Below are 25430 nucleotides of genomic sequence, written 5' to 3' on the forward strand. Positions count from 1 at the left end.
TGTCCGTGAACGAGTTTATTTGGTTGATGGTGATGAAAATGAATGCGCAAAAATGGCTGCTTTGCAGTGCCTTGGCCTTTGGTGGCGGCACGGCTGCATCCGCTGCAACGCTTGACGGAATGTCGATCGATGTCAGCTCGCCTCATGGCAGCTGTTTCTCGGTGTCCGTCGGTGCGGGCAACGAATGCGAGATCTACGACAACGAAGCTGGGGATGACAACGGCGTTCTGGTCGATGTGACCAGCAACGGTATCCTTTTCTCGTTTGTGGACTACGAGGCCAACCCGTCGAAGTACTGGGACTTTGCGCCATTTCAGTTCGACATCGTCGTGTCGGGCTTGCAGGGCTTCACGATGACCTCTTACTCCTATACCGAGTTCGGGTTCAGCGAGACATCGCTTTTGTCTGCGGTTCAGACCGCTGCGGGTGAAATCACCGTCGATTTCGATGACAAGTATTTCGACGGCGGGTGCCAGAACGGTTATCTCTGCGCCACGCTCGAAGTGTTTGGCACGGTCGAGGATCAGCCAATGTCGCCCGTTCCGCTGCCCGCAGCCCTGCCGATGCTTCTGGCGGGTCTGGGTGGGTTCGGCGTGATACGTCGCCTGCGCCGCAAGGCCGACTGAGACGGGCAGCCGCCTGACATCTTCTGAAAGACCTGACCGGGCCGCTTATTCAGCGGCCCGAAGTTTTGCGTCTGACAGGATTTCGGGCCGCAGCTCGTCCTCGTCTTCCCACACGATTGTCGGTGCCTTGATCCGGCGGGCGGCGCGGCGCAGCGCCCAGTCCTGCGCGGCCGCACTCGACCGGCCCATCGACAGCTTCGCCAGAAGCCGCGCGAACCAGCCGACATAGGTCACGAACCAGACCCGCAGCGCCAGCAGCGAAGGTGTCACCACCAGCGTCAGCACCGTGGCGATCCCCAGCCCGAAGACCACCGCCGTTGCCAGCTGTTTCCACCACAGCGAGGTCGGGCTGTCGATCGAATAACCGCCATTGATGAAATCAAGGCTCAGCCCGAACATCATCGGTGCCAGCCCCGCCATCGTCGTGATCGTGGTCAGCAGGACGGGGCGGATGCGGTCCTCTGCGGTGCGGATGATCGCCTCGATCCGGGGCATGTAGCGCGCGTAATCCTGATAGGTGTCGATCAGCACGATATTGTTGTTCACCACGATGCCCGCCAGCGCCACGATCCCCGTACCGGTCATGATGATCGAAAAGCTCTGATCCATCACCAGCATCCCGATCAGCACGCCGGTCGTGGACAGCACCACCGCCAGCAGCACCAGCACCGAATTGTAGAAACTGTTGAACTGCGCCAGCAGGATGATGAACATCAGCCCCAGCGCGCCAAGGAAGGCCTGCCCGAGGAAGGCCTGGCTTTCGGCCTGATCCTCCTGATCGCCGGTCCATTCCCAACTGATGCCAGCAGGGAAGGGCGCGCTGTCCAGCCAGTCCGTCATCACGGCGATGCGTTCATTGGCGTTCAAGGGGCTGGTCTTGAGCGCGGCAATGTCCACCTCTGCCGCCGGATCCGTCAGCGAAACGATGTCAAAGCCGAACTCCCCGCCTTCTATATCCGGCGTGCCCGTGCTGTCTTCGCTCCGCGCTTTGCCGATGCCGACGCTGCGCTCTGTCTCATCGGGCTGAACCTCTTTCAGCACGACCAACCCGTCCACCACATCCGCCTTCACGTCGAAATAGCGTTTCTGGTCGACGCGGTTGATCTCTGCCAGCTTGGCCACCGGGCGCCGTGTGATGAAATTGGACAAGGGCACAAGCCCGTCTGCCGTGCGCACCTTCAGCGTGTCCAGCGTGGACAGCACGCGGTCTTTTTCGGGCAGGCGCACGCGGATCTCGATCTCTTCGTCAGAGCTGGGAACCCGCATCGTATCCAGCAGAATGCCACGCGTCACAAGCTGCACCATCGCGCCCACGGTGGCCACATCGGCGCCGTAGCGCCCGGCCTTTTCGACATCCACGTCGATCTGCCAGTCGATGCCGGGCAGGGGCCGCGTGTCCTCGATCAGGGTCAGGCCCGGCGTGTCCTCGAAATGCGTCCGTGCGACATCGGTCGCGGTCAGCAGGTCCTGCCAGTTGTCGCCTTTGAGGCGCAGATGCACCGGCTTGCCGCTGGCAGGCCCCATGGCGAGGTTCAGGATCTCGATCTCGATCCCCGGCAGCGCCTCCAGTTGCTCTGTCAGCTCTGCCAGCACCACGTCGCCATCCAGTTCCGGCACGTCGCGGCGATCTTCCCATGGCACGGTTTCCAGCTGGATCTGGCCCACCGTATCCTTGGGCGATTGCGCGCCGCCGGTATTGGAATTCAGCCCCCCGTCGCCCGCAAAGGCAAAGGCCGTCTGCACGCCGGGATGGGCCAGCACGATCTCTTCCGCCTCGGCCAGAAGCGCGTCTTTTTCCGTAAGGCTCAGGTTACCGCGCGCGCGGACATAAACAATAGCCTGTTCCGGCTCGCTCTCCACAAAGAAATCGACGCCGTTATTGTTCTCGCCGAAATAGGCGAAGACGCTGCCGACAAAGATCGCGACGGCCGCGATGGTCACCAGCGGCATCACCGGGTTGCCCGCGATCAGCCAGATAACCCAGCCGAACGGCTTGCGGCGATAGCGCCCGCGCACGCGCGTGGCGCGACGTTCGATCCGCGCGGCGCTCATCACGATAGAGGCAAAGACCGCCGCCAGAGCGAAGGGCAGGCCAAGCGCCAGCACCCCGACGAGAATGCCAAGGATGCCCCCCTCATCCGAGAAGGCCCATGCCGCCAGCGGCCCGAAGGGCAGGATATAGTCGGGGTTCAGCGCCTGCATCGCCCCCGCGAACAGCGCCAGAAGGGCAACCGGCACCAGCAGCGCGCGGGCAATCCAGGGCAGGCGGCGGCGCAGTACGGCGCTGGCATTGCCCAGCATGCGGCTGAAACGCCCCGTGACGCCGCCCATGACCGGCAGATAGACCAGCGCCACCACCAGCGAGGCGGACAGAACGAAGATCAGCGTGACCGGCAGCATCCCCATGAACTGCCCCGGCACGCCCGGCCAGAACAACATCGGCAAAAAGGCGCATAGCGTCGTCGCGGTAGAGCTGACCACCGGCCAGAACATCCGCTTGGCCGCCTCGACATAGGCATGCATCGGGCCCACGCCGTCGCTGATGCGCTTGTCGGCATATTCCACCACAACGATGGCCCCATCGACCAGCATGCCCACGGCCAGGATCAACCCGAACATGACGATATTGGAAATACTGATCCCCATGACGGCCAGCATCGCGAAACACAGCAAGAAAGAGGTCGGGATCGCAAAACCCACCAGCAGCGCGGGCCGCGTGCCCAAGGACGCCAGCACCACGATCATCACCAGCGCAATCGCCGTCAGGACGGACCCTTCAAGCTGGCTCACCATTGATGCCACGGTGCGCGACTGGTCATTGGAGGTGCCCACGCGCACGGCGGCCTGCAATTCGGGCGGCCATTCGGCCTTGGCATCCTCGACGATTTGCGTCACCTCGGCGGCGGTGTCGATCAAGTTGAAGCCCTTGCGCTTGACCACTTGCAGCGCGACGGTCTGCTCGCCGTTGAACCGCGCCGTGCCGGTGCGATCCTCGAATGTCAGCTGTATCTGCGCCAGATCGCCCAGCGTGACCACCCGGTCGCCATTGGTCTTGACCGGCAGGTCATACACATCACGCGCATCGTCAAAGCTGGATGGGATCTTGACGCTGAACGCGCCCTGATCGGTCTCGATCTCGCCCGCCGCGATCAGCTGGTTGTTGTTCTGCACGACAGAGATCAGCTCTCCGGCTGTGACATTATAGGATTCCAGCCGCAGCGGATCGATCACCACTTCCAGCATCTCGTCGCGATTGCCCGCGATGGCGGCCTCCAGCACCGCGTCCAGACCCTCGATCCGGTCCTGCAATTCCTTGGCAACCCGCGTCATCGTGCGTTCCGGCACGGCGCCGGTCAGGTTGACGATGACAATGGGGAATTCGGAAAAGTTGATCTCATTGATCGAATATTGTTCGGCCCCGGTGGGAAAGTCGGCCTCGGCATTGGACATCGCATCGCGCACATCGGCCATGGTCTTGGTCTTGTCCCAGCCGAATTCGAATTCCAGCGCGACCCCGGCATAACCCTCGGACGCGGTCGAGGACATGGTCTTCAGCCCGTCAAGATCGGCCAGTTCGGTTTCCATCGGCTTGACCAGCAGCGTCTCGCTATCCTCGGCGGAAATGCCGGGGAAGGGGACAGAGACAAACAGCGCCGGGATCTCGATATCCGGCTCGCCCTCCTTGGGCAGCACGGCATAGGCCGTGGCGCCGACGGCCAGCGACAGCACGATGAAGGCGATGACCATCCGGGCACGTTCTGACGCCCAGTCGACGATACCGGTCATTGGGTGACCTCTTTGAAAGTGGCGGCCACGGGCACGCCGTCGATCACGTATTCCTGCCCCACGGTGATGATGTCGACCACATCCGGCAGGCCGGAAACCAGCACGCCCTCGCGGGTGTCGCGCATCAATGTCACCGGCATGAAGAGCGCAACCTCGCCCTCTGCCACGGTGCGCACACCCAGCGCGCCCTGGTCATTCAGCGTCAGCGCCGATTGCGGTAAAAGATGCGCCATCGCGCCCTCGGCCTCGATCAGGATCTCGGCGGTCTGGCCCGCGCGCAAGGACAGCGCCGGGTTGGGCACCTCGACCTCGACGCGGAAGGTGCGCGTGGTCTCGTCGGCGCTGCGCGACAGGAAAGTGACGCGGCCCTGTGTCTGCTCGCCCCCCGTCAGGCGGGCGCCCGCGCGGGCGCCGATTTCGATCCGGGCGACCTCGGTTTCGGGCACGAAAGCCACCAGCTTGATCGGGTCAAGCTGGATGACCGTGCCGCAGATGCCGCCCGCCTGCAAAAGGCTGCCAATCTCGGCCGTGTCGCTTTCCAGCAGGCCTTCGAACGGGGCCATGATCTCAAGCCGTTCGATTTCCTTTTTGGCCGAGGCCACCGCGGCCTCTGCTGCTTCGATCCCGGCCTGCGCGCTTTCCAACCCGGATTTCGCCGATTCGACAGATGCCTCGGCAGAGCTGACAGCCGCCTTGGTCGTGGCCACACGGGTGGCCGAGGCAAACCCGTCCTGTCGCAGCGACGAGGCGGCATTGTCATTGATCCGCGCCTCTTCCAGCCGGGCCTGCGCCTCGACCACGCGGGCCTGCGCTTCGGGCACGCGTGCGCGCGCCTCTGCCAGCCGCGCCTCGGCCTCGGCAAGCGAGGCTTCGCGCGTGCCCGGCTCCAACCGGCACAAAAGCTGCCCTTCATTGACGAAAGACCCTTTGCGCAACGGCTCTGACATCACGCGGGCGGTGGTTTCGGACCGCACCTCGACCTGCCGTGCGGCCGTGGTTTCGCCGCGCAGAACCACGGCGCTGTCAACTTCGCGGGCAACCGATCGCAGGGCGATCACCGATACTGTGCCCGGGCGGGTGGTCTCTGCCTCTTGCTCTTGCGCCTCGGGTGCGGGGACCTCTGCCGCCTCTTCGGTGGCGGGGGCGGGTGCCTCGTCACCCAGCAAGGCTGCCGGCGTCATCTGGCGCGCGAATTCCAGCAAGGCCTCGCGCTGGAACACCACGGCAAACAAGAGTGCGGACACCAAAATCGCGGTGATAATCGAGATGATCCGCATGACATTCCTTCCAGACCTGTGGCGCACGCAGCCGTGTGGACCCGTGCTTGAACACCTGAAGTCAATACGTCGCGCTGAACTATTCGGTTCAAAATAAACTTTTCTGCACTGCCGCGCAAGAGAGCATGCACCGCGCGCCCTGTCAGGAGCGATCCGGCAATTGATGTGGACTTGGCACTGTGCCCCGCAACCGTTAAGAGGGGGCAAAACCAGTGGTATAGACCGCCACCATCCGCAGACAGGGGCCGCTTGTGAGCAATACCGACAGTTTCATCGATGAGGTGACCGAAGAGGTCCGCCGCGACAGGCTCTTTGCGCTGATGCGGCGCTATGGCTGGATTGCGGTTCTGGTGGTGATCCTGCTGGTGGGCGGGGCTGCGTGGAATGAATGGCGCAAGGCCAGCGCGCGGGCCTCTGCCGAACAGCTTGGCGATGCCATTCTGTCGGCGCTGGAACAGGACGACTCGCAAGAGCGCGTGACAGCGCTGGACGCGATAGAGGCGCCCACGCCCGGCGGGAAGGCCCTGCTGAACCTTCTGAAAGCTTCGGAACAGGCGGGCGCCGGGGATGATGCGGGCGCGCGCGGCAGTCTGGATGCGATCAGCGCCGACAGTGACGTGCCCGAAATCTATCGCCAGATCGCGGCCTTCAAGGCGCTGACGCGGGGGAATGCCAACATGTCGGCAGAGGATCGCCGCCTGCGCTTTGAGGCGCTGGCCACGCCGGGAAGCCCCGTGCGCGTGCTGGCCGAAGAACAACTGGCCTTGATCGACATCGAAACCGGCGACACCGAGGCGGCTCTGGCGCGGCTTCAGGCGATCCTCGAGGATGCCGAGATCACCTCGGGCTTGCGTCTGCGGGCAACTCAGTTGATTGTTGCGCTTGGTGGCACGCCGGTCGAGACATCTGCCGGTTAAGGCAGGCAGGCTGGGCCAAAAGGTTCCGGATCAAGTCCGGAACGCGACGAACAAGGGGACGAATGCGGTGCTGAGAATAAGCGGGATGGCCGGTTTGGCGGGGCTGGTGCTGCTTGGCGCCTGCGGAGAGCGTGAAGTTGTATTGCCCGGCGAAAGGCTGGGCGTGCGCGAGGTTCTGCAATCCGAAGAAGGTTTCATTGACCAGTCCGAGGCGCTGAATGATGGCGTCAACCGGGCCGAGGCGATTTCGCTACCGGCCATGTCCACCAATGGCAGCTGGCCGCAGGCCGCGGGCAGCCCCCTGTTCCGCGTGGATCATGCGCGGCTGTCAAGCAGCCTTACTCCCGTCTGGAGCGCCAATATCGGGCAGGGCGACAAGCGCCGTGTGCGCATCTCCACCGATCCGGTGGCCGATGCGGGCCGCATCTTTACCATGGACAGCGCCTCGACCGTGACGGCAACGGGCACCGATGGTGCGACGCTGTGGCAGGCATCCGTGGCGCCTGCGCGCGACGGTGTGGGCGATGCGGGCGGCGGCGGGCTGGCCGTCGGCGGTGGCAGGCTTTTCGTCACTTCGGGCTTTGGCACGCTGACAGCACTTGATCCCGCCACCGGCGCCGAGATCTGGCAGCAGAAGCTGGAGGCGACCGGCACCGGCACGCCCAGCTATCATGATGGCATCGTCTATGTCGTGTCGGGCGACAGCACCGCCTGGGCGCTGGAAGCCGATACCGGCCGCATCCGTTGGCAGCTGGACGGCTTCGCCGATATCACCAACGTGTCGGGCGGCCCCGCGCCGGTTGTCAGCGACAAGCAGGTGGTCTTTTCCTTCGGGTCCAACGAGCTGCAATCGACCTTCCGCGAGGGCGGCATCCGGTTGTGGAGCACCTCTCTCGCAGGTCAGCGCCAGGGCTCTGTCGCGGCCACTGTCAGCGATGTGACGGGCGATCCGATGCAGGTTGGCAACGTGATCTATGCGGGCACCCATTCGGGCCGCACCATGGCGCTGAACGCCGATAGTGGCGAACGTCTGTGGACGGCCCGCGACGGCGCGCTGGACGGGCTCTGGGCCACCGGTGGATCGGTGTTCTTCGTCTCTGACCGCAACGAGCTGCTGCGGCTGGATGCCAGCGATGGCAGCCGGATCTGGTCCACGCCGCTGCCCGGCTATACCCGCGAGAACCGCCCACGCAAGCGCAAGGCGATCCACGCGCATTACGGCCCCATCCTTGCGGGCGGGCGGCTGATCGTCGCCTCCTCTGACGGGCAGATCCGCAGCTTTGATCCGGTCAGCGGCGCGCTGGCAGGGTCGGTTGCCATCCCCGGCGGGGCCAAGTCGCGGCCCATCGTGATGGGCGGTGTTCTGTATGTCGTGTCGGGCAATGGGCAACTCCACGCTTTCCGTTGACGCGAAATTGCGCTATCGGGGCTGTCTGACGCGCCTTGGAGCCTGATAATGTCTTTCACCCTCGCCATCGTGGGCCGCCCGAATGTGGGCAAATCCACGCTGTTCAACCGCCTTGTCGGCAAACGTCTGGCCTTGGTCGATGACCAGCCGGGGGTGACCCGCGACCTGCGCGAAGGCGATGCGCGCCTTGCCGACCTGCGCTTTACGGTGATCGACACCGCCGGGCTGGAAGAGGCCACGGACGAATCCCTGCAAGGCCGGATGCGCAAGCTGACCGAACGCGCGGTGGATATGGCCGATATCTGCCTGTTCATGATCGACGCGCGGGTGGGGGTGACCCCGACCGACGAGGTGTTTGCCGAGATCCTGCGCAAACGCGCCAAACACGTGATCCTTGCCGCCAACAAGGGCGAAGGCTCTGCCGCCGATGCGGGCGTGATCGAAGCATGGGGCCTGGGCCTTGGCGAGCCGATCCGCCTGTCCGCCGAACATGGCGAGGGGCTCAACGACCTTTACCTGCATCTAATGCCGCTGGCCGACGGCTTTGCCGAACGCGCCGCCGAAGACGCGCCAGAGGTTGACGTCACGCTGGACGAGGACGAGGCAGAGGCGGGCGAGGACGGCCCCGTGCTGCGCCCGATCACCGAGGCCAAGCCGCTGCAGATCGCTGTGGTGGGCCGGCCCAATGCGGGCAAGTCGACGCTGATCAACCAGATCCTTGGCGAAGACAAGATGCTGACCGGGCCTGAGGCCGGGATCACGCGCGATGCCATCTCCAGCCGGACAAGCTGGGAAGGGACGCCGATGCGGATCTTCGACACCGCCGGCATGCGCAAGAAGGCCAAGGTGCAGGACAAGCTGGAGAAACTCTCTGTTTCTGACGGCCTGCGCGCCGTGAAATTCGCCGAGGTCGTGGTCGTGCTGCTGGATGCGGCGATCCCGTTCGAAAGCCAGGACCTGCGCATCGCGGATCTGGCCGAGCGCGAAGGCCGCGCCGTGGTGATCGCGGTGAACAAATGGGATATCGAGGAAGACCGTCAGGGCAAGCTGCGCGATCTCAAGGAAGCCTTTGACCGGTTGCTGCCGCAACTGCGCGGCGCCCCGCTGGTGACGGTGTCTGCCAAGACGGGCAGGGGGCTGGACCGCCTGTATGCCGCGGTGATGAAGGCGCATGAGGTCTGGAACCGGCGCGTGTCCACCGCGCAGCTCAATCGCTGGCTGACGGGCATGCTGGAACAGCACCCGCCGCCCGCACCGCAGGGCAAACGGATCAAGCTGCGCTACATGACGCAGGCCAAGACGCGGCCGCCGGGCTTTGTGGTGATGTGCTCGCATCCCGACAAGCTGCCCGCCAGCTATTCGCGCTACCTCGTCAACGGGCTGCGCGAGGATTTCGACATGCCGGGCACGCCGATCCGGCTGTTCATGCGCGGACAAAGCGACAAGAACCCCTTCAAGGGCCGCCGCAAGACCAATGCGGGCGCATTGACCAAACACTTGGGCAAACGCCCGAAATAGGCGCGAGGGTGCTTCGTCCGGGGCAGGTGCCCCGGGCCACGGTGGCGTGACCAAATTGGGCGCTTCCGCGCGCTTTTTATTCAGCAGATGGCAGCGTGACGCGTAAGCCTTCCGGGCGGTGATCCGGCAGGTCGCGGCTGCGATTCGCGGATGCGGTTCCTCGCGGAAGCTGCGCGGATTCCGGGCCTTGCGCCCTGAGAAAACACGCATTGAAACCCGGGCGAAATCCCGCCGGTTGGGCCCTGTTGCAGGGCGGCGGCGGGAACCTGCACGAAGCGGTGGCGAAGGGCTGCGCAGGGCAGGTTCCGGGCAATTAAGTTTGCATTTTTTCGCCGGGATTCTCGGCGGATAGGTGCCTGCCTCCGGCGCCGTTTTGCCGATGTTGACCAAGGGTCAGTTTTGCCGGTCGGGAGGGCTTGAAGGTGGCCGTGTGAAGCACTTTGTCTTGCTTCATGACGGATGCAATGCCGTCGCAATCGCGGCCCGGGACGGGTCGCATCATCAACCGAGGAGATGACACATGAAACTCGCAGCACTTACTCTTGGCGCAGCCGTGGCCTTTGGCGCAGTTCAGGCCCATGCCGAGACCATGATCGAGGATCAGGATGCCAGCGGCACCTATTCGATGGAAGAGCTGCAGGTCGCCTATCCTGGCCTGACCGAGGATGGTTTTGCCGTGATCGACGCGTCTGGCGATGGCGAAGTGGACATGGAAGAGCTGGCCGCAGCCCGCGAGGCCGGTGTGATCGCCGAATAATGTGATAATCGGGTCCTCGCGCACAGGCGCGGGGGCCCAGAGTGCCAGCCAGGGCGCCGGGCCCCTGATCACCAACAGGGGCCCGGGCTTTGTGCGATAGCGCTATTCAGTATCGGTGCCGCGCAGGGCAAGGATGACGAGGATGCCGATGATCGCAAGCGCGGTCACCGCGACATTGAGCGGATCGGAATTGCCCACGATGATGCCGATCAGCGCCCAGATCACGGTGATGCCATAGCTGGGGGCGCGGTGCAGCGCGTATTGGACGGCCACCGCTAGGGCCAGCCCCAGCGACAGCGCCAGCAGCGCCGCAGGGGTGGCGGACATCCAGCCATACCCGCCCAGCAACAGCCCGACAGAGACGGCAGAGGCTGCTGTCAGCCACCCGGCATAGACCGCGATGGGGGCTTGCTGCCACCAGCGGTCCGTGTCGCCGGATTTGAACAGCGCCATCAGCGCCGTGCCCAGCATGGCAAAGATCAGCAGGGTGGCCAGGATCGGCGAAAGATTGGCCAGCGGGATCCAGGCCGATCCCACAGCAAGGCTGCCAAACAGCCACGGCCGCATCGGCGCCCAGTCGGGATCATCCCCGCGCCGCAGCAGGCCAAAGCCGCTGCTGGCGATCAGCCAGGCATAGATCAGCCCCCAGATCGAAAAGGCGTAACCCGCAGGCTGCACCGGCGGATCGACCTGCGGCACGGGGAAGCGGTCCGGCGGAAAGCCGTTGAAACCCTGCGACAGGAACGGGGACGCCGCGAAAGCCACGGCGGCCACGAGAACCAGAATTGCCCAGGCGCGTTTCATTCGGACATCCTTTACTCAAGCGTTCCGTCGGCGCTCAGACGGGTCTTGCCGCGCAGCCACGGGTGCAGTGCCTCGGGCAGCTCGACCGAGCCATCCTCTTGCTGCCCGTTCTCCAGCACCGCGATCAGGCAGCGCCCCACGGCAAGGCCCGACCCGTTCAGCGTGTGCAGGAATTCCGGCTTGCCGCCGCCTGCGGGTTTGAACCGCGCATTCATCCGGCGCGCCTGAAAATCGCCGCAGACCGAGACAGAACTGATCTCGCGGTAAGTGTTCTGCCCGGGCAGCCAGACCTCGATGTCATGGGTGCGGCGCGCGCCAAAGCCCATGTCACCGGTACAAAGCACCACCGTGCGGTAGGGCAGGCCCAGCCGTTCCAGAATGCCCTGCGCACAGCCGGTCATCCGGTCCAGCTCTGCACGGCTATGATCGGGATGGGTGATGCTCACCATCTCGACCTTCTCGAACTGGTGCTGGCGCAGCATGCCCGCAGTGTCACGCCCGGCGCTGCCTGCCTCCGACCGGAAGCATTGCGAATGGGCGACATAGCGGCGCGGCAGCGTGTCTTCGTCCACCGTCAGCCCGTGCACGATATTGGTCAGCGTCACCTCGGAGGTGGGGATCATCCACCAGCCATTCGTCGTCTGATAGCTGTCCTCGCCGAATTTCGGCAATTGCCCCGTGCCCAGCATCATCTCTTCGCGCACCAGAACGGGGGTCCAGGTCTCGGACAGACCGTTTTCCTCGACATGCGTGTCCAGCATGAACTGCGCCAGCGCCCGGTGGACACGTGCAACGCCGCCCGACAGCACGACGAACCGCGCCCCCGACAGCTTGGCCGCGGTCTCGAAATCCATGCCCGGCTTCACACCGTCCAGATCGTAATGCTCCTTCGGGGCAAAACTGAACGCGCGCGGCGTGCCCCAGCGGTGGATCTCGACATTATCGTCCTCATCCGCACCATCGGGCACGTCGTCATAGGGCAGGTTGGGAATGCCCATCAGCAGCGCGCCAAGCCGGTCGTCCTCGGCCTTGGCCTTTGCCTGCATCTCGGCCATCTCGGCCTTTTTCGCGGCCACCAGCGCGCGCAGGCGTTCGAACTCTGCCTCGTCGCCCCGACCCTTGGCCGCGCCCACTTCCTTGGAGGCCTTGTTCTGCTCGGCCTGCGCGGTCTCTGCGGCATGGATCGCGGCCCGGCGCGCCTCGTCAATGGCCAGCACCTCGGACGAGACGGCAGCAATCCCCCTGCGCGACAGCGCCGCATCGAAAGCGGCGGGGTTTTCGCGGATGGCACGGATGTCATGCATCTGTCTGGTCCTTCATGATGAATCAGTCTTCGCGGGCGTTATGCACCAGATTTCCGGCGCATGGTACAGTCGGTTTTGTCGCTTTCCGGCATGCTCCGGCCCGGGCGCTGGTTTCGGCGGGGTTTCGCAAAGCCTGCCGCCGGCAAAGGCTGCATCCCGGCACGGCCCGTCACTCCAGACCCGTTTCCATCTGCACCAGTACCCAGATGGTGACGGGCGCGCCTATGCTGGCCCGCCCGTTGGTGCCGTTCACAACGCCCACCACCTGCCATTCCCCGTCGATCTGTTGCAGGATCGGCCCGCCGGAATTGCCGCTGCGCGCCGGACAGCCCAGCCACAGCTGCGCCCGGCTCAGCCTGTCGCAATCAAACCGCGCGCCCAGCCGGTGAGGCCGCGTGTCCTGATAGCCCAGCATCGCCGCCTGCGCCCAGACAGGCGACGCGACGGGCAGCGGCGCAACCGTCAAGGGGCGCTCCAGCCACATCAGCGCAATATCGTCAGGGCCGGGGGTGAACGCATAGCCCGGATGCACCCGCACCCGCGCGGCCTTGGCATGATCGGCATATTCTCCGCCCAGCCAACCTGCGACAAAATGCAGCCGGTCCAGAGGCACGCTGCCGTCGCCTTTCATCACGCAATGCGCCGCCGTCAGCACCAGATCCGGCTCGATCAACGTGCCAGAGCACGACGCCCGCCGGTTAAAGCCCCCCTGATTGACCCGCCCCACGGCCTGCCAATCGGCATGATCCTCGAGCGGCAAGGCCGGCAACTCGGCCAATGCCTGCCCGCCAAAAAGTAACCACGTGGCCGCAAAGATTAAGTTTGTGAAAATGCAATTTACATGCCGAAATTTCACCATGGCTATGTGGCCTCGATGATTTTTCGTCGATCGTGATGTTTGAGTAGTGGTCGCGAGTGGACATTCTTATACCCATTTCTGTCCATCCAAATACCCCAACGCACCTCGAAAGCTCTCCATCCGGTTTTTTCAGCATCAACTAATGATCTGTATCCCCACGAACTATTTCGGTTCTCAATTTTTCCTTCAAAAACTTTGTGCTTCCATGCTTTGCGCTCTTGGGCGGGCAAACTTGCTGATGCTAATCCCGCACCGGTGAAGTCGCAGCCTTTACACGAGTTGGTCTGGTCAAGATGCACACGGACAAGCTTGGTCCTTTTCAACGTTGCGCGTTCAAATCGCGCTAGCGTTAGCGGCGTATCGATCAGGTAAGCTTCTGAAAGGTCTGCTCCAGAAAACTCGGTAGCGATAAGGGATGCATCTCGCAGACCTGCACTGCGTAGTTCGGCACCCTTAAAAGATGCCCCGTCCAGCAATGTCCCTTCAAAAAGGGCATAATCGAAGTGAGTTCGGTCAAGCTGTGCGTTGCTTAGATCACAGCCTCTAAGATCGAGCCTGAAACCTACGGGCCCTTGGTTGGCAGAGAAGCTCTTCTCTAATTCCCTTTGTACAAGTGTTCGGCGGCCCAAGACCGTAAGCGCGGTCTGAATGTCACTACGCGGTTTTCCTCGCGCGTTTAGCCAATGGGTTGTCACGTTGCGGATTTTTCTAAAGGACTTCTTGGCCAATTCTGGGGTCACCAATTGGTCAAGCGGCTTTACGCCTGTCTTAGGTGCATTGTGACGGATGTAGGCGCAGAGGATTTCCATGACGCTGATGTGATCGTCGTGACTGTCCTTTGCGATGCGTTCCAGTGCATAGATCGCACCGATACGCACCTCGAGGTTGGGCTCCGAAAGTGCGACGTTTGTCCAATTCAGGGTGTTCTCGGCGTCTAGTGCCGCTCCGCGATGTAACTTTATAGGCGCATCCTTCCATTCGAAATCCCGGTGCATATCTCCGTCCAGCGTATAGAGGATGTTCCGGCCCAGCCGGTTGACCTCTTTGCTGGCACCCAAACCTTCAACAGCCTTGTTGATCCGGTCGGTGATATGGCCTTGAACCGCAATCTCCTTCTGTTCTTCCAAAGTCTTGGTCTGGTCTCTCGTTAGCTTTAGCCGACCGAGTGTTAGCGGAAAGGCAACGACGGCGCCCAACACGGTGGTTAATGCCGTGAGTTGCACCAGTAAGAAGCGCCATTCCCATACGGAAGTCGTTTCGCCTTTGTTTGGAACTGTTTCCCAGAGAATCTGCCAAATCAGCCCGAACAGGCCAGCGACTAAGATCAACAAGATTGCAAGCCAAAGCAGTGAAACGATCAAGAACAGGCCAAGTGGAATTCCCGCGACTCCCAGACGGGTTTGCAAACTGTCAAAGGGCTTGCGTTCAGGACTGCCAACTTGCAACAGAAGCGTCGTTACCACGAGGATTGCCAGTACAATACCGCCGTAAGCCGCTGCCCCCCAGAACGCCGATGACACAATTGAGACTTCGCCGGTTCCGAACTCAATCACAGATCAATTTCCTTCGCCAAAAATTTCGCGCCTCGGGCGGCTTTTCGGCAGCCTAGCCCTGTCGCGCATTGGCGGCAATGTGGGGGATTTCGGGGGGCAGAGGGCTTTTGTACATATCGGGCGTACAAAAAGCACAAAAGGCATCAATCATGCCGCCTTGCATCCGCACCCGTTCGCACATAGGTTCCGCCAGAATTTGCGGGGGTGCCCCCGTTTTGCCATTAAGGAGCATCCCATGGACGCCGTCGCGCAGTTCCTCCCTCTCATCCTGATCTTCGCGATCATGTATTTCCTTCTCATCCGTCCCCAGCAGAAGAAGCTGAAGGATCACCAGAAAATGGTGCAGGCGCTGCGTCGCGGGGACCAGATCGTGACCCAGGGCGGGCTGATCGGCAAGGTCGTGAAGGTCAAGGAAAACAACGAGTTGGAAGTTGAACTGGCCGAGGGCGTGAAGGTCCGCGTGGTGCAGTCGACCATCGCTCAGGTGCTGTCCAAGACCGAACCTGCGAACACCTGATCTGCCCAACATATCCCCTTGACGGAGCGGCCTGATGCTGCAAATCGACCTCTGGAAGCGCGTGCTGATCTGGGCAGTCTGTGCCGTTGGCCTGCTTCTGGCCATGCCCAACGCCTTCTACAACCGCGTCGAGACGCATAACGATGCCGTCACGGCGATAGAGGTTCAGGGCGAGACCCCGGAACTTGTCCAGAAATCAGGGGCTTGGCCGTCTTTCCTGCCATCGTCCCTGGTCAATCTGGGGCTTGATTTGCGGGGCGGTGTGCATCTGCTGGCCGAGGTTCAGGTCACCGATGTTTACCAGGCCCGGATGGAAGCGACATGGCCCGAGCTGCGCAACGCCCTGCGCGATGCCCGCGAAGAGGTCGGCACGATCCGTCTGCAACCCTCGGATGATGACGCCCTGCGGGTAAAGATCTCGCGGCCCGAAGGGATGGCCCGCGCCATCGAAGTGGCGCGCGAGCTGTCTCAGCCGATCACGTCGATCACCGCCGCAGGCGCGCGCGATCTTGACGTGTCGGGCGAGGGGGATGTGCTGATCGTCACCCTGTCCGAGGCCGAACGGACGGCGATGGACGAGCGGACCATGCAGCAATCGCTTGAAATCATTCGGCGACGTATTGACGAGGTGGGCACGCGCGAACCCACGATCCAACGTCAGGGCGCCGACCGGATCCTGATCCAGGTGCCGGGGCTGGGGTCTGCCGAAGAGCTGATCGAGATCATCGGCACCACCGCGCAGCTGACCTTCCAGCCGGTTGTCGGGCGCGGGTCCGATCCCGACGCCTCTGTCGCGCCGGGGCAGGAAGTGCTGCCTTCGCTGGACGAGGACGGGCTGTACTACACGCTCGAATCCGCCCCCGTCGTGACCGGGGAAGAGCTGACCGACGCGCAGCCCGCCTTTGACCAGAACGGCCGGCCCGCCGTGAACTTCCGCTTCAACCCGACCGGTGCGCGCAAGTTCGGCGAATATACCGCCCAGAATATCGGCAACCCGTTTGCCATCGTGCTGGATGACGAGGTCATCAGCGCGCCCGTGATCCAAAGCCATATTCCCGGCGGATCGGGCATCATCACCGGCAATTTCACCGTCGAGGAATCGACCAACCTTGCCGTGCTGCTGCGGGCAGGGGCCTTGCCTGCCGGGCTCAATTTTCTTGAGCAACGCACCATCGGACCAGAGCTTGGCCAGGACAGCATCGACGCGGGCAAGATCGCCTGTATCGTCGCCTTCATCGCCGTGCTGGTCTTCATGTTCCTCAGCTACGGCCTGTTCGGGATCTTCGCCAATATCGCACTGCTGGTGAATGTCGGGCTTCTTTTCGGGCTGCTCAGCCTGATCGGGGCGACGCTGACCCTGCCGGGCATTGCCGGGATCGTGCTGACCATCGGGATGGCGGTCGATGCCAACGTGCTGATCTTCGAACGTATCCGCGAAGAGCTCAAATCCGCCAAGGGGCCTGCGCGGGCCATCGAGCTTGGCTATGAAAAGGCGCTGTCGGCGATCACCGATGCGAACATCACCACCTTCATCACGGCCGTCATCCTGTTCGCCATGGGCTCTGGCCCGGTGCGTGGCTTTGCCATCACGCTGGGCATCGGTATCCTGACATCCGTGTTCACCGCGATCTTCGTCACCCGCCTTCTGGTGGTGATGTGGTTCGAACGCCGTCGCCCCAAGACGATCGAGGTCTGACCCATGCGCCTGAGACTGGTACCCGAGACAACGAACTGGGATTTCTTCAGCCGCCCCAAATTGTGGCTGGGCATCTCTGTCGTGATGATCGTGCTTGCGATGCTGTCCTTCGGTCTGCGCGGGCTGAATTACGGCATTGATTTCCGCGGCGGTACGACGATCCGGACGCAAAGCGAACAAAGCGTGGATGTCGGTGCGTATCGCAATGCATTGGCCGGGCTGGAGCTTGGCGATGTCACCATTTCCGAAGTTTTCGACCCCAGCTTTGGTGACGACCAGAACGTCGCCATGGTCCGCATTCAGGCGCAGGATGACACGGACAGCGTCGCGCCCGAGACGATTCTCGCTGCCGAGGCGGCGCTGGCCGAAGTTGCCCCGGACATCAAATTCGTCTCGGTGGAATCGGTGGGCCCGAAAGTGTCGGGCGAGCTTATTCAGACAGCCGTGATCGCCGTGGCTTTGGCCATCGTATCGGTGCTCGTCTACATCTGGCTTCGCTTCGAATGGCAGTTTGCGCTTGGGGCGGTGATCGCGCTGGTGCATGACGTCGTGCTGACGATCGGTGTCTTTTCCGAAGTGGGGATCAAGTTTGATCTGGCCATCATCGCTGCCTTGCTGACCATTGTCGGCTACTCGCTCAACGACACTGTTGTGGTGTTCGACCGGGTGCGCGAAAACCTGCGCCGCTACAAGAAGAAGGATTTGAAAGACGTTCTCAATCTTTCAATCAACGAAACGCTCAGCCGGACATTCATGACCTCGATCACCACGCTGATCGCCCTGATCGCGCTCTTCGTGCTTGGTGGGGACGTGATCCGTGGCTTCGTTTTCGCGATGATCTGGGGCGTGGTCGTCGGGACCTATTCGTCGATCTTCGTCGCCTCCGCCATCCTGCTGCGGCTGGGGGTAAAGCGCGACTGGTCCAAGACGGACGGCAAGGCGGGAACGCAATTCGCGGATATTGATGCCTGACACGCTGACGCAGGTTCTGGCGACGCCGGGCTTGGTCTTCGTTGTCCTGGCAATTGCAATGGCGGGGCTTGTGCACGGCTTTGCCGGTTTCGGGTCCTCGCTGATCTTCGTGCCGGTCGCGGCGCAATTCCTGCCCTTGCCAGAGGTTGTGGTCGTGCTTGTCCTGACCGGTCTGGTCACCGTGGCCGCATTGGTGCCCCGCGCCTGGCATGATGCCGACCGGGCCGAGATCGGGTTCGTCGTTTTCGCAGCACTTCTGGCCCTGCCGGTGGGCGTTTACGCCCTGACACGGCTTGATCAGGTGCTCATGCGCTGGTTCGTCTCATTCGTGGCGGCGGGCACGCTTCTGGCCGTGTGTGCCGGATGGCGCTACTCTGGCCAGCTTAACAAGGGTGGGCTTGCCACGGTGGGGGCTGCCGCTGGCCTTCTGGGCGGCATGACGGGGCTGACCGGGCCGGTCATGATCCTGTTCAACCTTGCCGGCGGGCGCAGTGCCGCCACGATGCGCGCCAATATGATCCTGTTTCTTGCGGCGCTTGACGTCGCTTTGGTCGTGGCTTTGGCGGTATCGGGGCAGGTAACCTGGCCGGTTGTCGTAATGTCAGGGGTGCTCTGCATACCGTTTCTCTTGACCCTCACGCTGGGACAGGCATTATTTCGACCCGAACTTGAGCGGTTGTACCGAGGCGTGGCCTATGGGGTCATCGCCCTCGCTGTGCTGAGCGGTCTTCCGTTGTTCGACTGAAGGAGAAAGACATGCGTCTGAACGAAATCGTTTTCACCGACGCCCAACCTGTCGAGGGCTATGGGCCGGGATATTTTCGGATCGGCGGCAAGGTTGTGGAGGGGCCGGTCATTCTGAGCGGCGGGGGAGTACAGGGCTGGGGCGGGTATGACGACCGCGCCCCATTGCTGAAGCTTGCTGGCGAAATCGATGTACTGTTCGTCGGCACCGGAGCCGAGGTCAGGCATCTTCCGCCCGACATGCGGGAAGAGCTGGAAGCGGCAGGACTTGGGGTCGAGGTGATGAGCGCCTCTTCCGCTTGCCGGACATATAACGTGTTGTTGTCCGAAGGCCGCCGCGTGGCCATGGCCGCCCTGCCGGTCTGAACCGGGGCGCTGGCGAAACGCGGGGCGTGTACAGGATAACGGGCTTTGAAATCTGCGTGCATTTGGCGTCTTTTGCGCGCGTCCCCAATGAACTAAGCCCGCTGTCATGACATTGCATGCACAGAATCTGAGCGTGGCGCGGGGCGGTGTCGCTGTCCTCGAAGGGCTGAGCTTTGAGCTTGCGCCCGGCTCCGCCCTGATCTTGCGGGGGCCAAACGGGTCGGGCAAGACGACGCTCCTGCGCACTGTTGCCGGGTTGCAGCCGCCACTTGCCGGGCGTGTCGAGGGCGGTGGCGAGGACATCGCCTATGCCGCTCATGCCGACGGGCTCAAGGCGATGCTGAGCGTCACCGAAAACCTGTTATTCTGGGCCTCTGTCTTTGGCACCGGCGATATCGCGCCCGCATTGCGTGCCTTCGATCTTGAGGGGCTGACAGACCGGTTGGCAGGAACGCTGTCAGCCGGGCAGAAGCGGCGGCTGGGTCTGGCCCGGCTGATGGTGACAGGCCGGGCGATCTGGGTGCTGGACGAGCCGACCGTGTCGCTGGATGCCGCCTCTGTCGCGCTGTTCGCGGCGGCTGTGCGTGCGCATCTGGGGCAGGGAGGCTCTGCGCTGATCGCCACCCATATTGACCTTGGGCTGGATGCGGATGTGCTGGATGTCTCGCCCTATCGCGCAGTCTGGCGCGCACCCGAAGCAGACGAGGCTTTCCTGTGATCGCGCTGCTTCTCCGGGATTTGCGGCTTGGCGTGCGCGCGGGCGGCGGCTTTGGCCTTGGGCTTGCGTTCTTTCTGATCGTGACGGTGCTTGTACCCTTCAGTGTTGGGCCGGAAAGCGGCCTGCTGGGGCAGATCGCGCCGGGCATCCTGTGGCTGGGCGCGCTGCTTGCCTGCCTGTTGTCGCTGGACCGGATCCTTGCCCTCGACTGGGAGGATGGCAGCCTCGACCTGCTGGCCACCGCGCCCCTGCCGATGGAAGGCATCGTCAGCATCAAGGCGCTGGCGCATTGGATCACCACCGGCCTGCCTCTGGTGCTGGTGGCGCCCGCGCTTGGCGTCCTGCTGAACCTGCCGGGGCCGGGCTATCTGTGGGTGACAGTCTCTTTGCTACTGGGCACGCCTGCACTTTCGGTCATCGGGACGTTCGGCGCGGCCCTGACGGTTGGGATCAAGCGCGGCGGGCTCTTGCTGTCGCTGCTGGTCCTGCCACTTTACGTGCCGACGCTGATCTTCGGGGCAGAGGTCGCGCGGCGCGGGGCAGCCGGGCTGGACGTTGCCACGCCCCTGACCATGCTTGCCGGGATCACATTTGGCGTGATCGCGCTATTGCCATTTGCCTCTGCGGCAGTGTTGCGGATTAACCTGCGCTGAGCCATCTGTTAGGACGGCTGCGGAACCAATGTGGGAGGAGGCATGGCCTCTATCTGGGAATATGCGAACCCGGTGAAATTCATCCGGACCACCGACAGGGTGCTGCCCTGGCTGTCAGCCGCGGCCGTGGTAACATTGGTCGTGGGGCTGGTCTGGGGGTTCTTCTTCACACCTGACGATTACCGGCAGGGGTCCACCGTCAAGATCATCTACCTGCACGTGCCTGCCGCTTTGATGGCGATCAACGCCTGGCTGATGATGCTCGTGGCCTCGCTGATCTGGATCGTGCGGCGCCACCATGTCAGCGCGCTGGCCGCCCGCGCCGCTGCCCCTGTGGGCGCCGTGATGACCGTGATCGCACTGGTCACCGGGGCACTTTGGGGCCAGCCGATGTGGGGCACCTGGTGGGAATGGGATCCGCGGCTGACATCTTTCCTGATCCTGTTCCTGTTCTATCTCGGCTACATGGCGCTTTGGGCCGCGATCGAGGATGATGACACCGCCGCCGATCTGACCTCTATCCTGTGCCTTGTAGGGTCGGTTTTTGCGATCATCAGCCGCTATGCGGTGAATTTCTGGAACCAGGGCCTGCACCAGGGGGCGTCGGTCATGCGGGCCGGGGCGCTTGCGGGCGATACCGAAGAGCGTGTCAGCAATGTCTTTGCCGTGCCTCTTTTCGTCTCCATCGCCGGGTTCGTGCTGCTGTTCATCGCGCTGGTCTTTTTACGCACACAAACGGAAATCCGGGCGCGGCGGACACGCGCGCTGCTTGCCCGCGAAAGGATGAGCTGATGCCGGATCTCGGGAAATATGCAGATGTCGTTCTGTCATCCTATGCGGTGTCGCTTTTGCTGATCGTGGCGCTGGTCGCCGTCAGCATCTGGCGCGCCCGCAGGATCAAGTCAGAGCTCGACCGGGTTGAAGCAAGAGGTAAGAACCGTGGCTAAAGTCTCGCCGCTGATGATCGCGCCGCCGGCAATTTTTGCCGGGCTGGCCGTGCTGTTCTATGTTGGCATGTTCCGGGAGGATCCGCAGGGGTTGCCCTCCACCCGGATCGGGCAAGCTGCGCCTGCGATCACGCAAACCGCTCTGGAAGGCTATCCCGCGCTGGAGCCCGGCGCGCTTGCCACCGGAGAGGTCACGCTTGTGAACTTCTGGGCGAGCTGGTGCCCGCCATGCCGCGCCGAACATCCCAAGCTGCTGGAGCTGGAGGCACAGGGAATGCGCATTGTCGGGGTGAATTTCAAGGATCAGCCGGGGGACGCGCTGAAATACCTGTCAGAGGCTGACAGCCCGTTCATTGCCGTCCCCTTCGACCCCGAGGGGCGCACGGCCATCGACTGGGGCGTGACCGCGCCGCCCGAGACGTTCATCGTCGACGGCGATGGCACGGTGCTCTTCCGCTTCGCCGGGCCGCTGGTGGGGTCTGATTATGAGAACCGCTTCGCGCCAAAGCTGAAAGACGCTCTGGCCGACTGACCCGCTGTTTGCCGGGTCACACTTTCGCTTCATCCGGGGATCCCGAACACGCGGCTTAGCGCGAGATCGCGCAATGTTCCGCCGCGCTCAGCGATGGGCAGGCGGGGGGCGATTTGCTGGCCGCCTGCGCGCCGTAGACGGCAAGTATGCTCAGCGCGATGATCTGTGCGAATGTGATCAGGTTTTTCATGTCTTCTGCCTCTTTGTCTGCCCTTCAGGTGGGGCATTGCAGCAAAAGACATAAGGGGGAATGCCCGCGCTTGCGCGTCACGAAGCTGTGTGTAGCGGAGAATCGCGCATTTGGGGGCCTTGAGCGGTGACAATCGAGGCAGAAAGCAAAAGGGTGCGCCACCGGAGTGACGCACCCTTTCTTGTCTTGTCACCCTGCCGCGCGGCGCGGCAGTCCCTGACGGATCAGGAGGCGGCGAGGTTGCGCAGCACGTAGTGCAGAACGCCACCATGTTCGATGTATTCGATCTCGATCGCGGTATCGATCCGGCACTTCAGCGTGATTTCCTTCACCGTACCATCGGCATAGGTGATGGTGCAGGGCACTTCCTGAAGCGGCGTGATCGTGTCCAGACCGGAGATGGAAACCGTCTCGTCACCGGTAAGCTTCAGCGATTTGCGTGTGTCGCCGCCAGTGAATTCGAACGGAACGACGCCCATGCCAACCAGGTTGGACCGGTGAATACGCTCGAAGCTTTCAGCGATGACCGCCTTGACGCCCAGCAGGGCCGTGCCCTTGGCCGCCCAGTCACGGCTGGAACCCGCGCCGTATTGCTCACCACCGAAGATGACCAGCGGGGTGCCAGCCTCCTGATAAGCCATGGCCGCATCGAAGATCGACGTCTGTTCGCCGTCAGGCCCCTTGGTGTAGCCGCCTTCGACCCCGTCCAGCATCTCGTTCTTGATGCGGATGTTCGCGAAGGTGCCGCGCATCATCACCTCGTGGTTGCCGCGACGGCTGCCATAGGAGTTGAATTCGCGCACGGGCACCTGACGCTCCAGCAGGTATTTGCCTGCGGGGGTGGTGTCCTTGAACGAACCGGCAGGGCTGATGTGGTCGGTCGTGACCATGTCACCCAGAAGCGCCAGAACCTTGGCACCTTCGATGTTCGAGATCGTGCCGGGGTCTTTGCTCATGTTCTGGAAGTAGGGCGGGTTCTGGATGTAGGTCGAGGTTGCAGGCCAGTCATAGGTTTCCTGCTGGGGAACCTCGACGCCCTGCCACTTTTCGTCACCCTTGAACACGTCGGCATATTTGGACTGGAACGCCTCGCGGGTCACGGTCTGTTCGACCAGGTCGGCGACTTCCTTGGAGGTCGGCCAGATGTCCTTGAGGTAGACGTCGTTGCCGTCCTTGTCCTTGCCAAGGCTTTCGGTGGTGATGTCGACATTCATGTCACCCACCAGCGCATAGGCCACAACCAGCGGCGGGGAGGCCAGGTAGTTGGCGCGCACGTCCGGGCTGATCCGGCCTTCGAAGTTGCGGTTACCCGACAGGACCGAGGTGCCGATCAGGTCATAGTCATTGATGCACTTCGAGATTTCCTCGGCCAGCGGACCGGAGTTACCGATACAGGTGGTGCAGCCATAGCCCACGAGGTTGAACCCGACCTTGTCGAGGTCTTCCTGAAGGCCAGCAGCTTCGAGATAGGCCGAAACGACCTGGCTGCCGGGGGCGAGAGAGGTTTTGACCCAGGGCTTGCGCGTCAGGCCAAGGGCCGCGGCTTTGCGTGCAACAAGACCCGCGCCGATCATCACGTAAGGGTTCGACGTGTTGGTGCAGGAGGTGATCGAAGCGATCACGATCGAGCCGTCATGCAGCTGGTAGCCATGCTCGTCCGTCTTGACGAAGCCGCGCTTGTGGTGGCCCTCGTCGCCGGGGATGTCCACGGGTTCGGGCGCGCCGCCTTCACCTTCCCAACGCACTTCTTCCTTCGGGGTTGCATCTTGGCCGGCACGGATGCCCTTGACGTATTCGCCGAAGGTCTGGGCCGCCTTGTCGAGCGCGATGTAGTCCTGCGGACGCTTGGGGCCAGAGATGGCAGGTACGATGGTGCCCATGTCCAGTTCAAGCGTGTCGGTATAGACCGGAGCGTAATCCGCGCCGCGCCAGAACCCGTTTTCCTTGGCATAAGCCTCGACCAGCGCGATGCGGTCCTCGGCCCGGCCGGTGTTGCGCAGGTAACGCAGGGTCTCGTCGTCAATCGGGAAGAAGCCGCAGGTCGCGCCATATTCCGGCGCCATGTTGGCGATGGTGGCACGGTCGGCCAGCGGCAGGTGATCCAGACCTTCGCCGTAGAATTCGACGAATTTGCTGACCACGCCCTTTTCGCGCAGCATTTCCACGACCTTCAGAACAAGGTCGGTGCCCGTGGTGCCTTCGACCATGCGGCCGGTCAGTTTGAAGCCGATAACTTCGGGGATCAGCATCGAGATCGGCTGACCCAGCATCGCGGCTTCGGCCTCGATCCCGCCAACACCCCAGCCCAGAACGGCCGCGCCGTTGACCATGGTGGTGTGGCTGTCAGTGCCGACGAGCGTGTCGGGATAGGCCACCTCGTCGCCATTCTGGTCCTTGTCGGTCCAGACGGTCTGGCTGAGATATTCCAGGTTCACCTGGTGGCAGATGCCGGTGCCCGGGGGCACAACGCGGAAGTTGTTGAACGCGGTCTGGCCCCATTTGAGGAACGTGTAACGCTCCATGTTGCGCTCATATTCGCGGTCCACATTCATCTGGAAGGCGCGCGGGTTGCCGAACTCGTCGATCATGACAGAGTGGTCGATGACCAGATCAACTGGGTTCAGCGGGTTGATCTTCTGCGGATCGCCGCCAAGGTTCTTGATGCCGTCGCGCATCGCGGCAAGGTCGACCACGGCCGGAACGCCGGTGAAATCCTGCATCAGCACGCGGGCAGGGCGGTAGGCAATCTCACGCGGGTTCTTGCCACCCGTCTGCGCCCATTCGGCGAAGGCCTTGATGTCGTCGACGGTGACGGTGTTGCCATCCTCGAAGCGCAGCATGTTTTCCAACACGACCTTCAGCGCGGCAGGCAGTTTCGAAAAGTCGCCAAGCCCGGCCGCTTCGGCGGCGGGGATCGAGTAATAGGCGAAGGACTGGTCGCCGACAGACAGCGTCTTGCGCGTCTTGGCTGTGTCCTGACCGACTGTGATGGGCATGTTTGGCCTCCCTTGCATAATGCGGGTGATAAGGGGTGTTGCTGCCCGCTATCTGCCCTAACCCGGCCATGCAATCAAGGGGGGTGCGGCGTTATGTATACCATTGCACACCAAAAAACGCTCAAGCGATCAAGAAAAGAGCTTCTGCCTGGGTTTCCGGGCCGTCCGGGGCGTGTGCGGGCAGTTCATCCGGGGCCTGATATCAAACCAGCGCTCACCCACTCTCGCAAAACCTTGATTGGTTATTTCAGTCAGATCGTTCTAGTCAGGTCAAGGCTTCGAACAGGAAT

General features: G+C 62.7%; 23 protein-coding genes. 15 read left to right on the forward strand and 8 right to left on the reverse strand.

The window, feature by feature from the left end; genetic code table 11:
• Positions 1 to 5: 5 nt before the first annotated feature.
• Positions 6 to 626 (forward strand): VPLPA-CTERM sorting domain-containing protein, encoded by a 621-nt coding sequence (locus EDD52_RS10270; RefSeq protein ID WP_165907510.1) that lies wholly within the window; start codon positions 6 to 8, stop codon positions 624 to 626.
• 45 nt (positions 627 to 671) lie between these two features.
• Here EDD52_RS10270 and EDD52_RS10275 read toward each other — a convergent pair whose 3' ends face one another.
• Positions 672 to 4412 (reverse strand): efflux RND transporter permease subunit, encoded by a 3741-nt coding sequence (locus EDD52_RS10275; RefSeq protein ID WP_132244572.1) that lies wholly within the window; start codon positions 4410 to 4412, stop codon positions 672 to 674.
• Entirely contained in the window at positions 4409 to 5689 is a 1281-nt protein-coding gene (locus EDD52_RS10280; RefSeq protein WP_132244574.1) for an efflux RND transporter periplasmic adaptor subunit, read from the reverse strand. The genes EDD52_RS10275 and EDD52_RS10280 overlap by 4 nt, the downstream gene beginning before the upstream one ends.
• A gap of 251 nt (positions 5690 to 5940) precedes the next feature.
• Between EDD52_RS10280 and EDD52_RS10285 the strand changes: the two genes are divergently transcribed.
• From EDD52_RS10285 to EDD52_RS10300, 4 genes are all read left to right on the forward strand, one after another.
• Entirely contained in the window at positions 5941 to 6606 is a 666-nt protein-coding gene (locus EDD52_RS10285) for a tetratricopeptide repeat protein (RefSeq protein WP_132244576.1), read from the forward strand.
• Positions 6607 to 6691: 85 nt separating this feature from the next.
• Entirely contained in the window at positions 6692 to 8014 is a 1323-nt protein-coding gene (locus EDD52_RS10290; protein ID WP_132244578.1) for a PQQ-like beta-propeller repeat protein, read from the forward strand.
• 48 nt (positions 8015 to 8062) lie between these two features.
• On the forward strand, positions 8063 to 9532 hold the full coding sequence (der, locus tag EDD52_RS10295; RefSeq protein WP_132244580.1) for a ribosome biogenesis GTPase Der: 1470 nt from the start codon (positions 8063 to 8065) through the stop codon (positions 9530 to 9532).
• A gap of 520 nt (positions 9533 to 10052) precedes the next feature.
• On the forward strand, positions 10053 to 10289 hold the full coding sequence (locus EDD52_RS10300) for an EF-hand domain-containing protein (protein WP_132244582.1): 237 nt from the start codon (positions 10053 to 10055) through the stop codon (positions 10287 to 10289).
• Between the two features lie 102 nt (positions 10290 to 10391).
• On the opposite strand, the gene EDD52_RS10305 is transcribed toward EDD52_RS10300, so the two are convergent.
• The 4 genes from EDD52_RS10305 to EDD52_RS10320 form a co-directional block, all read right to left on the reverse strand.
• Positions 10392 to 11093 carry a tryptophan-rich sensory protein gene (locus EDD52_RS10305; protein WP_132244584.1) on the reverse strand — a complete coding sequence of 234 codons (702 nt, stop codon included), beginning with the start codon at positions 11091 to 11093 and terminating at the stop codon, positions 10392 to 10394.
• 11 nt (positions 11094 to 11104) lie between these two features.
• The gene (gene serS / locus EDD52_RS10310; protein WP_132244586.1) at positions 11105 to 12397 is read right to left on the reverse strand and encodes a serine--tRNA ligase; all 1293 of its coding nucleotides are present in this window, start codon (positions 12395 to 12397) and stop codon (positions 11105 to 11107) included.
• Positions 12398 to 12566: 169 nt separating this feature from the next.
• A complete protein-coding gene (locus EDD52_RS10315; protein ID WP_165907511.1) occupies positions 12567 to 13175 on the reverse strand; it encodes a trypsin-like serine peptidase in 609 nt (202 codons plus the stop codon).
• An 83-nt stretch (positions 13176 to 13258) separates the two neighbouring features.
• Positions 13259 to 14809, reverse strand: coding sequence for a pentapeptide repeat-containing protein (locus tag EDD52_RS10320; RefSeq protein WP_132244590.1), 1551 nt, complete (start codon positions 14807 to 14809; stop codon positions 13259 to 13261).
• Between the two features lie 235 nt (positions 14810 to 15044).
• On the opposite strand from EDD52_RS10320, the gene yajC reads away from it, so the two are divergent.
• The 10 genes from yajC to EDD52_RS10370 all read left to right on the forward strand — a co-directional run bounded on the left by yajC (position 15045) and on the right by EDD52_RS10370 (position 21954).
• Positions 15045 to 15326, forward strand: coding sequence for a preprotein translocase subunit YajC (gene yajC, locus EDD52_RS10325; RefSeq protein WP_132244592.1), 282 nt, complete (start codon positions 15045 to 15047; stop codon positions 15324 to 15326).
• Positions 15327 to 15360: 34 nt separating this feature from the next.
• Positions 15361 to 17022, forward strand: a complete 1662-nt coding sequence (gene secD / locus EDD52_RS10330) for a protein translocase subunit SecD (RefSeq protein WP_132244594.1) — start codon at positions 15361 to 15363, stop codon at positions 17020 to 17022.
• Positions 17023 to 17025: 3 nt separating this feature from the next.
• Positions 17026 to 17994 carry a protein translocase subunit SecF gene (gene secF / locus EDD52_RS10335; RefSeq protein WP_132244596.1) on the forward strand — a complete coding sequence of 323 codons (969 nt, stop codon included), beginning with the start codon at positions 17026 to 17028 and terminating at the stop codon, positions 17992 to 17994.
• The gene (locus EDD52_RS10340) at positions 17987 to 18739 is read left to right on the forward strand and encodes a TSUP family transporter (RefSeq protein WP_132244598.1); all 753 of its coding nucleotides are present in this window, start codon (positions 17987 to 17989) and stop codon (positions 18737 to 18739) included. Before secF ends, EDD52_RS10340 begins: the two co-directional genes overlap by 8 nt.
• 11 nt (positions 18740 to 18750) lie before the next feature.
• Positions 18751 to 19104 carry an Mth938-like domain-containing protein gene (locus EDD52_RS10345; RefSeq protein ID WP_132244600.1) on the forward strand — a complete coding sequence of 118 codons (354 nt, stop codon included), beginning with the start codon at positions 18751 to 18753 and terminating at the stop codon, positions 19102 to 19104.
• Between the two features lie 106 nt (positions 19105 to 19210).
• Entirely contained in the window at positions 19211 to 19822 is a 612-nt protein-coding gene (ccmA, locus tag EDD52_RS10350) for a heme ABC exporter ATP-binding protein CcmA (RefSeq protein WP_132244602.1), read from the forward strand.
• Positions 19819 to 20475, forward strand: a complete 657-nt coding sequence (ccmB, locus tag EDD52_RS10355; protein ID WP_132244604.1) for a heme exporter protein CcmB — start codon at positions 19819 to 19821, stop codon at positions 20473 to 20475. The genes ccmA and ccmB overlap by 4 nt, the downstream gene beginning before the upstream one ends.
• A 42-nt stretch (positions 20476 to 20517) precedes the next feature.
• The gene (locus EDD52_RS10360; RefSeq protein ID WP_132244606.1) at positions 20518 to 21267 is read left to right on the forward strand and encodes a heme ABC transporter permease; all 750 of its coding nucleotides are present in this window, start codon (positions 20518 to 20520) and stop codon (positions 21265 to 21267) included.
• Positions 21264 to 21422, forward strand: a complete 159-nt coding sequence (gene ccmD / locus EDD52_RS10365; RefSeq protein ID WP_207906011.1) for a heme exporter protein CcmD — start codon at positions 21264 to 21266, stop codon at positions 21420 to 21422. Before EDD52_RS10360 ends, ccmD begins: the two co-directional genes overlap by 4 nt.
• On the forward strand, positions 21415 to 21954 hold the full coding sequence (locus EDD52_RS10370) for a DsbE family thiol:disulfide interchange protein (protein ID WP_243651895.1): 540 nt from the start codon (positions 21415 to 21417) through the stop codon (positions 21952 to 21954). The genes ccmD and EDD52_RS10370 overlap by 8 nt, the downstream gene beginning before the upstream one ends.
• A 55-nt stretch (positions 21955 to 22009) precedes the next feature.
• Here EDD52_RS10370 and EDD52_RS24270 read toward each other — a convergent pair whose 3' ends face one another.
• Together EDD52_RS24270 and acnA are read right to left on the reverse strand one after the other, a co-directional pair.
• Positions 22010 to 22144, reverse strand: a complete 135-nt coding sequence (locus EDD52_RS24270; protein ID WP_279389264.1) for a hypothetical protein — start codon at positions 22142 to 22144, stop codon at positions 22010 to 22012.
• A 224-nt stretch (positions 22145 to 22368) separates the two neighbouring features.
• Positions 22369 to 25140 (reverse strand): aconitate hydratase AcnA, encoded by a 2772-nt coding sequence (acnA, locus tag EDD52_RS10375; protein ID WP_132244610.1) that lies wholly within the window; start codon positions 25138 to 25140, stop codon positions 22369 to 22371.
• Positions 25141 to 25430 lie beyond the last annotated feature (290 nt).

The sequence above is a fragment of the Primorskyibacter sedentarius genome (assembly GCF_004342065.1).
GTDB lineage: Bacteria > Pseudomonadota > Alphaproteobacteria > Rhodobacterales > Rhodobacteraceae > Primorskyibacter > Primorskyibacter sedentarius.

What these genes read in the sequence shown, in the direction of transcription:
- EDD52_RS10275 (WP_132244572.1), bottom strand. Translation starts at nt 4,412, where the DNA reads ATGACCGGTATCGTCGACTGGGCGTCAGAACGTGCCCGGATGGTCATC.
- EDD52_RS10280 (WP_132244574.1), bottom strand. Translation starts at nt 5,689, where the DNA reads ATGCGGATCATCTCGATTATCACCGCGATTTTGGTGTCCGCACTCTTG.
- EDD52_RS10290 (WP_132244578.1), top strand. Translation starts at nt 6,692, where the DNA reads ATGGCCGGTTTGGCGGGGCTGGTGCTGCTTGGCGCCTGCGGAGAGCGT.
- der (WP_132244580.1), top strand. Translation starts at nt 8,063, where the DNA reads ATGTCTTTCACCCTCGCCATCGTGGGCCGCCCGAATGTGGGCAAATCC.
- EDD52_RS10300 (WP_132244582.1), top strand. Translation starts at nt 10,053, where the DNA reads ATGAAACTCGCAGCACTTACTCTTGGCGCAGCCGTGGCCTTTGGCGCA.
- EDD52_RS10305 (WP_132244584.1), bottom strand. Translation starts at nt 11,093, where the DNA reads ATGAAACGCGCCTGGGCAATTCTGGTTCTCGTGGCCGCCGTGGCTTTC.
- serS (WP_132244586.1), bottom strand. Translation starts at nt 12,397, where the DNA reads ATGCATGACATCCGTGCCATCCGCGAAAACCCCGCCGCTTTCGATGCG.
- yajC (WP_132244592.1), top strand. Translation starts at nt 15,045, where the DNA reads ATGGACGCCGTCGCGCAGTTCCTCCCTCTCATCCTGATCTTCGCGATC.
- secD (WP_132244594.1), top strand. Translation starts at nt 15,361, where the DNA reads ATGCTGCAAATCGACCTCTGGAAGCGCGTGCTGATCTGGGCAGTCTGT.
- secF (WP_132244596.1), top strand. Translation starts at nt 17,026, where the DNA reads ATGCGCCTGAGACTGGTACCCGAGACAACGAACTGGGATTTCTTCAGC.
- EDD52_RS10340 (WP_132244598.1), top strand. Translation starts at nt 17,987, where the DNA reads ATGCCTGACACGCTGACGCAGGTTCTGGCGACGCCGGGCTTGGTCTTC.
- EDD52_RS10345 (WP_132244600.1), top strand. Translation starts at nt 18,751, where the DNA reads ATGCGTCTGAACGAAATCGTTTTCACCGACGCCCAACCTGTCGAGGGC.
- ccmA (WP_132244602.1), top strand. Translation starts at nt 19,211, where the DNA reads ATGACATTGCATGCACAGAATCTGAGCGTGGCGCGGGGCGGTGTCGCT.
- EDD52_RS10360 (WP_132244606.1), top strand. Translation starts at nt 20,518, where the DNA reads ATGGCCTCTATCTGGGAATATGCGAACCCGGTGAAATTCATCCGGACC.
- EDD52_RS24270 (WP_279389264.1), bottom strand. Translation starts at nt 22,144, where the DNA reads ATGAAAAACCTGATCACATTCGCACAGATCATCGCGCTGAGCATACTT.
- acnA (WP_132244610.1), bottom strand. Translation starts at nt 25,140, where the DNA reads ATGCCCATCACAGTCGGTCAGGACACAGCCAAGACGCGCAAGACGCTG.